Origin of the sequence: Pseudomonas sp. BS-2016 (assembly GCF_001806145.1) — a bacterium.
GTDB classification, from domain to species: domain Bacteria; phylum Pseudomonadota; class Gammaproteobacteria; order Pseudomonadales; family Pseudomonadaceae; genus Aquipseudomonas; species Aquipseudomonas lundensis.
The window spans coordinates 652,668-666,148 of record NZ_MLCT01000013.1; the positions used below are offsets into that span (position 1 = coordinate 652,668).

Consider the following 13,481-nt stretch of genomic DNA (forward strand, 5'->3'; position numbering starts at 1 on the left):
TTAGTCCGGGCTTCCTGCGTGCCATCAGCCCGCGGTGGGGGCCGCACGCCTCTCGATGGTCTGGAAAAGATGCTGGATAATAAAGCATGACCCGCTTGACGGCTAGGGCCGTCGGAGACCCACGTAATGCCTGACCAAGATGTACGCTTGCAACACCTTAAAGTTTGGCTCGATGAGCAATTGTCAGCCCTGTATTTAAACAACGGATGGGGCGCCGTGCCCCCGGCCACGTTGACTGCGGCCAGCAGTGACGCAAGTTTTCGGCGGTATTTTCGCTGGGAGGGTGAGGGTCGCAGTTTTATCGTGATGGACGCGCCGCCGCCCCAGGAAAACTGCAAACCTTTCGTCGATATCGCTCAATTGCTGCGTATCAGCGAGATAAATGTGCCGGAAATTTTTGCTCAGGACCTCGATCGCGGGTTTCTTTTGCTCAATGATCTGGGCAATAAAACCTTTCTTGACGTTATTAATGACGATAACGCCGATGAACTGTTCGACGATGCCATCGAAGCCTTGCTGGCTTTTCAGCAATTGCCCATGACCGCCCCGTTGCCCAGTTATGATGTGGCGTTGCTGCGCCGCGAACTGGAATTGTTCCCTGAGTGGTACGTCCGCCGTCATCTGGGGATCGAACTGGACGCGCAACAGCAGGCGCAGTGGCAGCGGGTCAGCGATGTGCTGATCGACAGCGCGCTGGCGCAGCCCAAAGTGCTGGTGCACCGCGACTTTATGCCGCGCAACCTGATGCTGAGCATCCCCAACCCCGGCGTGCTGGATTTCCAGGATGCGGTGTACGGGCCGGTGACCTATGACATCACGTGCCTGTTCAAGGATGCCTTCCTCAGTTGGCCCGAAGAGCGGGTGCTGCAATGGCTGGCCCAGTACTGGGAAAACGCGCGTCATCTGGCGATCCCGGTGCAGCCCGTGCTGCAGGACTTCCTGCGCGCCAGTGACCTGATGGGTGTGCAGCGGCATTTGAAAGTGATCGGCATTTTTGCCCGGATTTGCCATCGCGACGGCAAACCACGTTATCTGGCCGACGTGCCGCGTTTCTTCTCTTATATAGAAGCCGTGTTGGCCCGCCGCCCGGAACTGTCAGAGCTGGGTGAGCTATTTGCCAGTCTGCGTGGGCCGGTCGAGGCTCAGGCATGAAGGCGATGATTCTGGCCGCCGGCAAAGGTGAGCGCCTGCGGCCTTTAACCCTGCATACGCCCAAGCCCTTGATCCGTGCGGGCGGCGTGCCTTTGATCGAGTACCACCTGCGGGCGCTCGCGGCCGCAGGGTTTACCGAGATCGTGATCAATCACGCCTGGCTCGGTCAGCAAATTGAAGATTACCTGGGCGACGGGTCGCGCTTCGGGGTGAGCATTCAGTACTCCGCCGAGGGCGAGCCACTGGAAACCGGCGGGGGGATTTTTAAAGCATTGCCCTTGTTGGGCGATAACCCGTTCGTGGTGGTGAACGGTGATATCTGGACCGACTACGATTTTGCTGCCTTGCGCAAACCTTGCGCCGGTCTGGCGCATCTGGTGCTGGTCGATAACCCGCCTCATCACCCCACGGGTGATTTTTGCCTGATGGGATCGCAGGTTCAGGATGCGCAACCTGATGGCCCCGCGCTGACTTACAGCGGCATTGCCGTGTTGAGCCCGGCGTTGTTCCTCGGGTGTGAGTCCGGCGCGTTCAAGCTGGCGCCTTTATTACGTACAGCCATGGCCGCAGGCCATGTCACAGGAGAGCATTTGCAAGGGCATTGGGTGGATGTAGGCACACACGAGCGTTTGGCTAAGGCCGAAGGCCTGATCAAGGGCGCTCAGTAAGATGCTGTGGCCAGGGACGCTGATCGGCGCCGGAGGCGGGTTTGTGATTGCCAGCATTCCGGGGGCCATGTTGGGTGCGTTGTTGGGGCAGGCGCTGGACCGGCGCCTGAACCTGCAAAGCTGGGCCCATCTGCGCGAACGCCTGGGCGGTCGCGCTGCGCTGCGCAATGACGAACTGTTGTTCGTGTTGCTCGGCCGTCTGGCCAAAAGCGGCGGGCGCGTGGTGGATAAGCACATCGAGCAGGCACGCCAAGAGATGCGCCTGCTCGACATGAGCGCGCCCGCGCAGCAGCGAGCGATTGCTGCGTTTAATCGGGGCAAGTCTGGCAACGACTCGTTACGCGGTTATTTGCGGCGGCTCAAGGCCCAACCCCATGCGGCCGAAGGCGTGTTGCGCGCTTGCTGGCGGATGATCGTGGCGGACGGACGTGTAGATGCTCAAGAGCGAGCCTTGATAGGGGTGTGGGGCAAATGGCTGGGCTGGACCCCGCAACAGATTCAAGCGCTGGGGGCCGATTATGAGCCGCAGAAAAAGCCGCTGGCCACGCGTGGTGGCACCTATCAGGAGTCACTCACGCTACTCGGTGTCACCCATCAGAGCGACCCGGCCTACATCAAACGGGCTTACCGACGTTTGCTCAGTCGTCATCATCCCGACAAGGTGGCCGGTTCAGGCGCCGGTCCGGCTCAGGTGCTCGACGCCACGGAGAAAACCCGCGAGCTGCATCACGCTTACGCGTTAATCCGGCAGCGTCGCGGTTTTTGACCGTTACTTATCCACAGGCTGCGGGCTGAGCCAGCCGCGAATACGGCGATACAACTGTTCTTGACTGGCATCGCGATTGCCCGGCATCGCGGACAACCCGACCTGAGTGAAATTCCCGCCATTGACCCGCTTGCTGGCTTGCAGCCGTTCCAGGGCGGCTTTGCGCGGTTGCGCATTGTCTTTGTAAAACACGTCCAGCAGCGCCACCTTCAGGTTGGGTGTCATCTGGCTCAAGTCCGCCTGTGCCTGAACCGGTGTCTGCGCGGCGACCATGATCAGTTTGCCCACTTGCGCCGGTTGTTTCTCGGCGATATAGCGTGCCGCCCAGTACGCGCCTGTGCCGTGCCCCAGCAGCACAATGCTGCGCACATTCTGTTGCTGCGCGAAGGCAATGCCCGCCTCGATACGGGCGAAAATCCGCTCGGCATCCGCCTTGTTCATGTCTTCCTGCGACGCCACTGGCGTCAGGTCCGGTGTCGGGTTTTCGGTGCCGACACTGGCGGCTTGTTCGATAGGTTTGGCTGTGGTGCTGGCGTCTTTACTGCTACTGTCTGGCGCTTGCGGTGTAGGCAATTTCTCTGGCTCGACGGTGCGTGCCTGACTGGCTTCGCTTTGCATGTCCGGCAAACTGAGGCTCAGACTTGCCCAGCGGGCGTCGGGCAGCTTGCTGCGCAGCGGGCCGACAACGATGGGCCAGTCGGCGGTTTCGCCAGCGCCGGGGACGATAATCACCGCCCCACTGGGGTCGCTGTTATTGGCGGGCTTCCAGAGGGCGAGAAAGCTGACTTCCCCGGCCTGTAGCTGTTGCTGCTCGTGGGGCGGGAGTTGCCGCTCCAGCGCGGCCGCGTCTTCCTGGCTGCGCTCGGGCAGCGGCTCGCGCACCACGGGCTGGGGTTGGGCGGGTTCTGCGGCGGGCGCCGGGTCGTCCGCCTGAACAGGTAACGCCAGGGGCAATAACAACGACAGGCACAGGGCTGGCAGTGCCAGACGGTAAGAAGACATCGTTTTTTCCAGGCCAGAAGTAATCCCGGCAGCCTAAAGGGTTGATCCGTATTTGTCAGGGTGTGAGCGTTCAGATGACACGTTTTTGCTATCTGTTAGTTATCGGCTGGTTCTGGCTGCCCTTGATGAGCCATGCAGCGCCTGTGCCGGCGGCGCAATTGAGTGCCGGGCAACAGCAGTGGCTGTCGCAGCATCGGGAATTGCGCGTGGGGCTGGTGTTGCAAGCCCCTTACGCACGCTTCGACCAGCGTTTGCAGCAGTTGTCCGGGGCCAATGTGGAGCTGATGAAATGGCTGGCGCAGGCACTTAACGTAGAGTTGCGATGGCGCAATTACCCGGACCTGACGCAACTGGAAAAAGCCGCCCAGGCCGGGGAAATTGACCTGGTGCCGGGCCTTTTGCAAACCCCCGCGGGGTTGAGGTTGTGGCAATTCTCCGACCCTTACATGCGCGTCCCGCAGTTGATTGTGGGCGTGCGCGACGGCAGTGGCTCCGTCGATCTGGAGCGGCTCGACAGCCAGACCCGCGTGGCTGTGCGCATGCCTGGCAGCACGGCAGAGTTCTTGCGCACCAGCTATCCGGGCCTGAATGTGCAGGGCGTGCCGTTGGAGCGTCAGGCCCTGCAATTGTTGCTGAGCCAGCAAGCCACTTACGCCGTGATTGATGAAGCGCAGCTCAGTCGCTTGTCCATCGAACCGGAGTTCTCCGGGTTGACCGTGGTGGGTGATATTGGTTTGCCGCTGTTGCTGCGCGTGGCGACCCGGCGTGACTGGCCGGAGTTGGCCAGCATCGTCGAGCGCGGTTTGCACGCCATCCCGGCGCGGGACATGGAGCAATTGCACGCGCGCTGGTTGCAGCCCAAGTATCCCCATGCCGGGCCGTCCCCCGGTTTTTGGCAGAATGTCAGCCTGTTGATCGGTGCCTTGCTGTTGGCGAGCATGGCGATTGTGTTCTGGCAGCGGCGTCAGCAAACCTCGCTGGAGCGTGCCCTGCTTAGCGCGCGCGAAGACATTGCCCTGCGCGCCGCCAGTGCCGAAGCCTTGCGCCTGACCCAGTTTTCAATTGATCGCAGCCCGGTTGGCATCTTGTGGGTCAATTGGGACAGCCACGTGCGCTACGCCAACCTGGCCGCCGAGCACATGCTCGGGTGCGCGCCGGGTGCTGTGCTGGAGCGGCCCTTGAGTGAATTCGAACCGGGGCTGAGCATGGACCGCTGGCTGGGGTTGTGGAAGCGTGCGCGGGCCGGTGAAGAGGGCGCGCAACGGTTTGAAACGCAGTGCGTGCGGGCGGATGGCAGCACCTTTCCGGCCGACGTCACGCTCAGTTTTTTGCGCTTTCAGGCGGCGGAATACCTGGTGGTGTACCTCAATGACATCACCGAGCGCCGCCGCGTGCAGGCCGCGCTGCAAGAAAGTGATGCACGCCTGCAAGGCATTGCGGCCAACGTCCCCGGGCTGGTGTTTCGTCTGGAACGTTCGTTGCTCACGGGCGAGTTGGACTTCCCCTACATCAGCGAAGGCAGTGAAAGCCTGGCCGGGTTCTCGCCCGCGACGTTGCGTAAACGTGAAGTCGGTCTGCGTAGCCTTGTGCACCCGGACGACAAAGCGGATTACCACCGCGTGCAGGACCAGGCGCTCGACAGCGACAGCGATTGGTCTTGGCAGGGCCGGATTGTCACGCGTGAAGGCGAGCAGCGCTGGGCCGAGATCAAGGCCATCACCCGCCGCCTGCAAGATGGCACCGTGGTCTGGGACGGCATCGTGTGGGACATCAGCGAAAGCAAGCGAATCGAGCTGGAGCTGGACAGCTCTCGCGACCAGCTGCGCGAACTGTCCGCGCACCTTGAAAGCGTGCGCGAAGAAGAAAAGGCGCGCATTGCCCGAGAAGTGCACGATGAGCTGGGGCAGATGTTGACCGTGCTCAAACTTGAAACGTCCATGTGCGAGTTGGCCTACGCGGATCTGGACCCCGGCCTGCGTGAGCGCTTGAACAGCATGAAAAAACTCATCGCGCAGTTGTTCCAGTTGGTGCGCGATGTGGCCACAGCACTGCGGCCGCCCATTTTGGATGCGGGCATCAGTTCGGCCATCGAATGGCAAGCACAGCGCTTTGAAGCGCGTACGCACATTCCGTGTCTGGTGCAGGTTCCTGAGCATCTGCCACCGCTGAGTGCAGCCAAGGAAGTCGGGCTGTTCCGAATTTTGCAGGAGGCGCTGACCAACGTGATGCGTCATGCTCAGGCGCAAACCGTAGAGTTAACCCTGAGTGTTGAAGCGCATGCGCTGTGCCTGAGCATCAGCGATGATGGCCAGGGGTTTATTCCCGCTACCGGCAGGCCGACATCCTTCGGGCTGGTGGGCATGCGTGAGCGGGTATTGATGATGGGCGGGACGCTGTCGGTGCACAGTGTGCCGGGCGAAGGCACGACCCTGAGTGTGCGGGTGCCGTTGTGACTTTGAGGAGACGTTGTCTGTGATCCGTGTACTGGTAGCTGAAGACCACACCATTGTGCGGGAGGGGATCAAGCAATTGATCGGCCTGGCCAAAGACCTGCGGGTGGTGGGGGAGGCGAGCAACGGCGAGCAATTGCTGGAAACCCTGCGCCATGTGCCGTGCGAGGTGGTGCTGCTGGACATCTCCATGCCCGGCGTTAACGGGCTGGAAGCGATCCCGCGCATCCGCGCCTTGAATAACCCGCCCGCGATCCTGGTGCTGTCGATGCACGACGAGGCGCAGATGGCGGCGCGGGCGTTGAAGTTCGGCGCGGCCGGATACGCGACCAAGGACAGCGACCCGGCACTCTTGCTCATGGCCATTCGTAAAGTGGCGGCAGGCGGGCGCTACATCGACCCCGAGCTGGCGGACCGCATGGTCTTTGAAGTAGGCCTGACTGACGCGCGTCCGCTGCATGCGCTGCTGTCAGAACGGGAATTCTCGGTGTTTGAACGGCTGGCGCAAGGGGTGAACGTGAATGACATCGCCCAGCAGTTGGCCCTGAGCAGCAAAACCATCAGCACCCACAAAGCGCGGCTGATGCAAAAACTTCACGTCACCTCGTTGGCCGAGCTGGTGAAATACGCCATGGAACATAAGCTGGTGTAACGGCTGACGCGCCGCGAGCATTAGAGCCGCGGCGACAGGGCATGCCTGTTTGCGACGCTTTTTGAGTGGTGCTTCAGCCGTGCGCGGTGTCTTGCGATACCCAGTGTTCTATTCGCGACATCCCTGTAGGGCGTGCCCTACCCACAATCTTCCAGCCTGCTGATGTGAATCTCTCCTGCGCCCCGATTTCTGGGGGCTGACGCCTTCTTTAGTCTTGGACTACAGCAGTCCAAAACAAAAAGGTGTGGCTATGAGTGAGGTCGGTGCAAGCGCTGGGTCGAATGACATTTTGGTCAGCTTTCGTGGTGTGCAGAAAAGCTACGATGGCGAAAACCTGATTGTAAAAGACCTCAACCTGGACATTCGCAAAGGCGAGTTCCTGACCTTGCTCGGGCCTTCCGGGTCGGGCAAAACCACCAGCCTGATGATGCTGGCGGGGTTTGAAACCCCGACCGCGGGCGAGATCCAGCTCGCGGGCCGCGCTATCAACAACGTGCCGCCGCACAAGCGCGACATCGGCATGGTGTTTCAGAACTACGCGTTGTTCCCGCACATGACCGTGGCTGAAAACCTGGGTTTTCCGTTGTCGGTGCGCGGCCTCAATCGCACCGACATCAGCGAGCGGGTCAAACGCGTGCTGAGCATGGTGCAGCTCGATGCCTTCGCCCAGCGTTACCCGGCGCAGTTGTCCGGCGGCCAGCAACAGCGGGTGGCCCTGGCACGGGCGCTGGTGTTCGAGCCGCAACTGGTGCTGATGGACGAACCGTTGGGGGCCCTGGACAAACAACTGCGCGAACACATGCAGATGGAGATCAAGCACCTGCACCAGCGCCTTGGCGTGACGGTGGTCTACGTGACCCACGATCAGGGCGAAGCCCTGACCATGTCGGACCGGGTGGCGGTGTTCCATCAAGGGGAAATTCAGCAGATTGCCCCGCCGCGTTGCTTGTACGAAGAGCCGAAAAACACCTTTGTCGCCAACTTCATCGGCGAGAACAATCGCCTCAATGGCCGCCTGCACAGCCAGGATGGCGAGCGCTGCGTGGTTGAGCTGGGGCGTGGCGAGAAGGTTCAGGCACTGGCGGTGAATGTCGGTCGCCCCGGCGAACCCGTGACCCTGTCGATCCGCCCCGAACGTATCAGCCTTAACGGCGCCAGCGAGGCGTGCGTGAACCGGTTCTCGGGGCGCGTTGAAGAGTTCATCTATCTGGGCGACCACGTGCGGGTGCGGCTGGAAGTCTGCGGCAAGAACGATTTTTTTGTGAAACAGCCGATTGCCGAACTGGACCCGACGCTGGCCGTCGGTGACGTGGTGCCACTCGGTTGGCAGGTTGAACACGTACGTGCGCTGGACCCTCTCTTAGAGGCGAATTAATCGCCCCGGCTTCACCAACCCTGTGGAGAATAAAAATGCATAACACTCTGAAATTCACGGCCCTGAGCTTGGGCCTGATGTGCGCCGCCAATGCGTTCGCCGCCACCGATCTGACCGTGATCTCGTTTGGCGGGGCGAACAAGGCCGCTCAGGTCAAAGCCTTCTACGCGCCTTGGGAAGCCAAGGGCGACGGCAAAATCATCGCCGGGGAATACAACGGCGAAATGGCCAAGATCAAGGCCATGGTCGACACCAAAAGCATTTCGTGGGACTTGGTCGAAGTGGAGTCCCCTGAATTGTCCCGTGGCTGTGACGAAGACATGTTTGAGCAACTGGACCCGGCGCTGTTTGGCAATCCCGATCAGTACGTCTCCGGTGCAATCCAGGCGTGCGGGGCTGGCTTCTTCGTATGGTCGACCGTGATGGCCTACAACGCCGACAAGCTGAAAACGGCGCCGACCAGTTGGGCGGACTTCTGGGACACCAAAACCTTCCCCGGCAAGCGCGGGTTGCGCAAGGGCGCCAAATACACGCTGGAATTTGCCTTGATGGCAGACGGCGTCGCGCCCAAGGACGTGTACAAGGTGCTGGCGAGCAAGGACGGTCAGAACCGCGCGTTCAAGAAACTCGACGAGTTGAAACCCAGCATTCAATGGTGGGAAGCCGGTGCACAGCCGCCGCAGTATTTGGCCTCGGGTGATGTGGTCATGAGTTCTGCTTACAACGGTCGAATTGCTGCCGTGCAGAAAGAAAGCAACCTGAAAATTGTCTGGAACGGCGGGATTTATGACTTTGACGCCTGGGCCATTCCTAAAGGTTTGAGCAAAGACAAGGCCGACGCAGCGAAGAAGTTCATGCAGTTCACGCTGCAACCTGAGCAGCAAAGCGTCTACTCGCAAAACATCGCCTATGGCCCGGCCAACAAAGCGGCAATGTCATTGCTGCCCCCGGCCGTGAAAGCCGACATGCCGACTGCTGCTGAGAACCTCAAGGATCAAGTACAGATCGACGTCAGCTTCTGGGCTGATAACGGCGAGCAACTGGAACAACGCTTCAACGCCTGGGCTGCCAAGTAAGCAGCGCTGACACGCGGCGCGCCCGACCTGGTCGCGCCGCCCCCGTTTAAAGATTTGCGGAGTTCGCCATGGCCATCGCCATCCCCCTGAACGAAGTCGCCAGCCCCAGTTTGAAGAAGCGTCTGGCGCATGCCGAGCGCGTGAATCGCTGGAAAGCGCAGGCGTTGATTGCGCCGCTGGTGATTTTCTTGCTGTTGGTGTTTCTGGTGCCGATAGCGGCGCTGCTTTATAAAAGTGTCGGCAACCCGGAAGTGGTCGAAGGCCTGCCACGCACTGTGGTGGCCGTGCACGGGTGGGATGGCAAAGGCTTACCGGCCGAACCGGTGTATCTGGCACTTAGCGAAGACTTGGCCGAAGCACGCAAGAATCAGGTGCTGGGCGATTTGTCGAAGCGTCTGAACATGGAATTGGCCGGCTATCGCAGCCTGCTGATGAAAACCGCCAAAGCGCTGCCGTTCAAGGTGGCGCCTGACTCTTATAAAGATGCACTGGAAGCCCTCGACGAGCGTTGGGGAGATCCGGCGTATTGGCAGGCGATCAAGCGCAACAGCTCAAGCGTGACCCCGTTTTACCTGTTGGCGGCCGTCGATCACCGTATTGATGACCTGGGTGAAGTGGCCCCGGCCACACCGGACCAGGCGATTTATCTGGATATCTTCGCCCGTACCTTCTGGATGGGGCTGGTCATCACCTGCATCTGTCTGGTGCTGGCGTATCCCTTGGCGTACCTGCTGGCCAATTTGCCTGCACGCCAGAGCAACCTGTTGATGATTCTGGTGTTGCTGCCGTTCTGGACGTCCGTGCTGGTGCGGGTCGCGGCCTGGATCGTGTTGCTGCAATCGGGCGGGTTGATCAACAGCGCGCTGATGAGCATGGGGCTGATCGACAAACCGCTGGAGCTGGTGTTCAACCGCACCGGCGTGTACATCGCCATGGTGCACATCTTGCTGCCGTTCATGATCCTGCCGATTTACAGCGTGATGAAGGGTATTTCTCCGACCTATATGCGTGCCGCCATCTCACTGGGGTGCCATCCATTTACCAGCTTCTGGCGTGTGTACTTCCCACAGACCTACGCGGGTGTGGGCGCCGGTTGCTTGTTGGTATTCATCATTGCGATTGGCTACTACATCACCCCGGCGTTGCTCGGCAGCCCGAACGATCAAATGGTCAGTTACTTCGTGGCGTTCTATACCAACACTAGTATCAACTGGGGCATGGCCACGGCGCTGGGCGGTTTGCTGCTGCTGGCAACCGTCGTGCTGTACCTGATTTACAACTGGCTGGTGGGTGCTACCCGCCTGCGTTTGAGTTAAGGAGATCGCCATGCTGAGCCCTTACATGTCCCCCATTGAGCGGATCTGGTTCTACAGCTTGCGCATTCTTTGCGGGCTGATCCTGTTGTTCCTGATCTTGCCTGTGCTGGTGATCATTCCGTTGTCCTTCAACTCGGGCAGCTTTCTGGTGTACCCGCTGCAAGGGTTTTCCTTGCATTGGTATCAGGACTTCTTCGCCTCTGCCGAGTGGATGCGCGCGCTGAAAAACAGCGTAATCGTGGCCCCGGCGGCCACTGTATTGGCCATGGTGTTCGGCACGTTGGCGGCGATTGGCCTGACCCGCGGCGATTTTCCGGGCAAAGCGCTGGTCATGGCGCTGGTGATTTCGCCCATGGTGGTGCCCGTGGTGATCATCGGTGTGGCCAGTTACTTGTTTTTTGCCCCGCTGGGGCTGGGCAACAGCTTCTTCTCGTTGATCGTGGTGCATGCGGTCTTGGGGGTGCCGTTTGTGATCATCACCGTGTCCGCGACTTTGCAGGGGTTCAATCACAACCTCGTGCGCGCGGCGGCTAGCCTGGGGGCGTCGCCCTTGACCGCGTTCCGCCGGGTGACTTTGCCGCTGATTGCGCCGGGGGTGATTTCAGGTGCGCTGTTTGCCTTCGCCACGTCGTTTGATGAAGTGGTGGTGACGTTGTTTCTGGCCGGGCCCGAGCAGGCGACCTTGCCACGGCAGATGTTCAGCGGCATTCGCGAAAACCTGAGCCCGACCATTGCGGCGGCGGCCACGTTATTGATTGCGTTCTCAGTGGTGCTGCTGCTGACCCTCGAATGGTTGCGCGGGCGCAGCGAGAAGATGCGTACCGCGCAGGTTCAGGCCTAGACCCAGCAGGCGTCCCATAAGGGGTAATCCCCGATTCGTGAGGTCAATTGCGCGCGAATCGGGGTGTTGATCAGGTAGCGGGCGGTGGCCTTGAGGTCATCCTCCTTGCGCAGGGCGCGGTCGTAATAGCCTTTTTGCCAGACACGTTCACTGGAACGGGTCGTCTCGTTGATGCTCCTGCTGCTGCGCGATTTAACCCTGCACATCACCTCACCCATGGTTTTGTGGCGTAACTCAACCAGCCAATGGCAATGGTCAGGCATCACAACCCACGCGATGGACTGGACGATGCCTTCGTCGTGCGCGTGTTTGAGTTGGTTGACCACCAGACGTCCCAGGGTGAAGTCACTGAAGATCGGGCGGCGGTGGTCAGTAACGGTGGTGATCAGGTAAATACGGCCGGGTTCGGGGGAGCGGTCCTTCAAACGTAGCGCGCTGCTATAGGGTCTCGGCATTCCATTGCCTTCCTTGTGGTGATCGTTTTTTAACGCTAGACCGGTTGTCAGCGCATGCCGTTGGCCTTTGTTCGCAAGATATTGCAGCGGGGGGCTTGGGCGCGGATTGCAGCCTTGGAGCGCGATCGGTCGCGTCGCGGTCGTGAGGCGGTGTGCGGGTCGCGGTCGGCGGTATACAATGCGCGCCACCGTGTTTAGCTCACTAAAAGGTGCGTCATGCAGCCCTTCGCTATTGCCCCATCGATTCTTTCCGCCGATTTCGCCCGTCTTGGCGAAGAGGTGGACAACGTTCTCGCAGCGGGTGCTGACATCGTTCACTTCGATGTCATGGACAATCATTACGTGCCCAACCTGACCATCGGCCCGATGGTGTGCGCGGCTTTGCGCAAGTACGGGATCACGGCGCCTATCGATGCGCATTTGATGGTCAGCCCTGTGGATCGCATCATCGGCGACTTCATCGAGGCGGGCGCAACCTACATCACGTTCCACCCCGAAGCCACGCAGCACATCGACCGTTCCCTGCAATTGATCCGCGAAGGCGGCTGCAAGGCCGGTCTGGTGTTTAACCCGGCCACTCCGCTGGACGTGCTCAAGTACGTGATGGACAAGGTCGACATGGTCTTGCTGATGAGCGTGAACCCCGGTTTCGGCGGTCAGAAGTTCATTCCCGGCACCCTCGACAAACTGCGTGAAGCCCGTGCACTGATCGATGCGTCGGGTCGCGACATCCGTCTCGAAATCGATGGCGGCGTCAACGTCGGCAACATCCGTGAAATCGCTGAAGCTGGCGCCGACACATTTGTTGCGGGCTCGGCCATTTTCAACACGCCGAATTACGAGCACGTCATCCAGCAAATGCGCGCCGAGCTTGCGTTGGCTCGCCCATGAGCCGTTTTGAGCAGCTCCTTCAAGGGCAGCTGCCAAAACTGGTGATGTTCGACCTGGACGGCACGCTGATTGATTCGGTGCCGGACCTGGCGGCTGCCGTGGAAACCATGCTGCAGGCGCTGGGCCGACCGCCGGCCGGGCTCGAAAACGTCAAGATGTGGATTGGCAACGGTGCGCCGATGCTGGTGCGACGTGCGCTGGCAGGCAATCTTGATGCGTCGGGCGTCGATGATGCCGAGGCGGAGCGGGCCCTGGAGATTTTCATGGAGGCCTACGACGGCGGCCATGAGCACACCAAGGTTTACCCCGGCGTACGCGAAAGCCTCAAGTGGCTGCAAAAGCAGGGCGTCGAAATGGCGCTGATCACCAACAAACCCGAGCGTTTCGTGGCGCCGCTGCTGGATGAATTGAAGCTGGGCCGGTTTTTCCGCTGGATCATCGGCGGCGACACCTTGCCGCAGAAAAAGCCCGATCCCGCTGCGCTGCAGTTTGTGATGAAAATGGCTGGCGTCACCCCGCAGCAATCGATGTTTATCGGTGATTCGCGCAATGACGTGCTGGCCGCCAAGGCGGCTGGCGTGCGTTGCGTGGCCCTGAACTACGGTTACAACCACGGTCGCCCGATTGAAGAAGAGTCGCCGGACATGGTGATTGGCAATTTGCAGGAGCTGATAGCCGGTTGCTTAGATTCGGCGGCTGAGATACCGTTGGGCTCTTCTGTTCACCCCTCTCGTAGAGATTCCATCGTGGTGGTCACTCGCAAACTCTGGATGAAAGTTATCAAGGCCCTGGCCCGCTGGCGTTGGCGCGCCTGACTTGAATCTGGCCGGAGATCCG

Annotated in this window: 13 protein-coding genes; 11 read left to right on the forward strand and 2 right to left on the reverse strand. The window is 60.4% G+C overall.

Annotation, left to right across the window (positions count from 1 at the left end):
* Positions 1–126 precede the first annotated feature (126 nt).
* The 3 genes from BKD70_RS05030 to BKD70_RS05040 are packed head-to-tail and all read left to right on the forward strand — an operon-like array spanning position 127 to position 2,586.
* Positions 127–1,152, forward strand: coding sequence for an aminoglycoside phosphotransferase family protein (locus BKD70_RS05030; RefSeq protein WP_047278002.1), 1,026 nt, complete (start codon positions 127–129; stop codon positions 1,150–1,152).
* Complete coding sequence (gene murU / locus BKD70_RS05035; RefSeq protein WP_047278000.1) at positions 1,149–1,820, forward strand: N-acetylmuramate alpha-1-phosphate uridylyltransferase MurU; 672 nt, start codon at positions 1,149–1,151, stop codon at positions 1,818–1,820. Before BKD70_RS05030 ends, murU begins: the two co-directional genes overlap by 4 nt.
* A 1-nt stretch (position 1,821) precedes the next feature.
* The gene (locus tag BKD70_RS05040; RefSeq protein ID WP_047277998.1) at positions 1,822–2,586 is read left to right on the forward strand and encodes a TerB family tellurite resistance protein; all 765 of its coding nucleotides are present in this window, start codon (positions 1,822–1,824) and stop codon (positions 2,584–2,586) included.
* 3 nt (positions 2,587–2,589) lie between these two features.
* Here BKD70_RS05040 and BKD70_RS05045 read toward each other — a convergent pair whose 3' ends face one another.
* On the reverse strand, positions 2,590–3,588 hold the full coding sequence (locus BKD70_RS05045) for an alpha/beta hydrolase family protein (RefSeq protein ID WP_047277997.1): 999 nt from the start codon (positions 3,586–3,588) through the stop codon (positions 2,590–2,592).
* Positions 3,589–3,662: 74 nt separating this feature from the next.
* Between BKD70_RS05045 and BKD70_RS05050 the strand changes: the two genes are divergently transcribed.
* The 6 genes from BKD70_RS05050 to BKD70_RS05075 all read left to right on the forward strand — a co-directional run bounded on the left by BKD70_RS05050 (position 3,663) and on the right by BKD70_RS05075 (position 11,298).
* Positions 3,663–6,041 carry a PAS domain S-box protein gene (locus BKD70_RS05050; RefSeq protein ID WP_047277994.1) on the forward strand — a complete coding sequence of 793 codons (2,379 nt, stop codon included), beginning with the start codon at positions 3,663–3,665 and terminating at the stop codon, positions 6,039–6,041.
* Between the two features lie 19 nt (positions 6,042–6,060).
* Positions 6,061–6,690: a response regulator transcription factor gene (locus tag BKD70_RS05055; protein WP_047277991.1), complete on the forward strand. Its 630-nt coding sequence runs from the start codon at positions 6,061–6,063 to the stop codon at positions 6,688–6,690.
* 250 nt (positions 6,691–6,940) lie between these two features.
* Positions 6,941–8,065 carry an ABC transporter ATP-binding protein gene (locus tag BKD70_RS05060; protein ID WP_047277990.1) on the forward strand — a complete coding sequence of 375 codons (1,125 nt, stop codon included), beginning with the start codon at positions 6,941–6,943 and terminating at the stop codon, positions 8,063–8,065.
* A 35-nt stretch (positions 8,066–8,100) separates the two neighbouring features.
* A complete protein-coding gene (locus tag BKD70_RS05065; RefSeq protein WP_047277988.1) occupies positions 8,101–9,141 on the forward strand; it encodes an ABC transporter substrate-binding protein in 1,041 nt (346 codons plus the stop codon).
* 68 nt (positions 9,142–9,209) lie between these two features.
* Positions 9,210–10,457: an ABC transporter permease gene (locus tag BKD70_RS05070; protein ID WP_047277987.1), complete on the forward strand. Its 1,248-nt coding sequence runs from the start codon at positions 9,210–9,212 to the stop codon at positions 10,455–10,457.
* A gap of 10 nt (positions 10,458–10,467) precedes the next feature.
* Positions 10,468–11,298, forward strand: a complete 831-nt coding sequence (locus BKD70_RS05075; protein WP_047277986.1) for an ABC transporter permease — start codon at positions 10,468–10,470, stop codon at positions 11,296–11,298.
* On the opposite strand, the gene BKD70_RS05080 is transcribed toward BKD70_RS05075, so the two are convergent.
* On the reverse strand, positions 11,295–11,753 hold the full coding sequence (locus BKD70_RS05080) for a transposase (protein WP_047277984.1): 459 nt from the start codon (positions 11,751–11,753) through the stop codon (positions 11,295–11,297). The two genes, BKD70_RS05075 and BKD70_RS05080, sit on opposite strands and share 4 nt — an antisense overlap.
* A gap of 216 nt (positions 11,754–11,969) precedes the next feature.
* On the opposite strand from BKD70_RS05080, the gene rpe reads away from it, so the two are divergent.
* Positions 11,970–12,644, forward strand: a complete 675-nt coding sequence (gene rpe, locus BKD70_RS05085) for a ribulose-phosphate 3-epimerase (protein WP_047277981.1) — start codon at positions 11,970–11,972, stop codon at positions 12,642–12,644.
* Positions 12,641–13,459: a phosphoglycolate phosphatase gene (locus tag BKD70_RS05090; RefSeq protein WP_047277979.1), complete on the forward strand. Its 819-nt coding sequence runs from the start codon at positions 12,641–12,643 to the stop codon at positions 13,457–13,459. Before rpe ends, BKD70_RS05090 begins: the two co-directional genes overlap by 4 nt.
* The last annotated feature ends 22 nt before the right edge of the window (positions 13,460–13,481 follow it).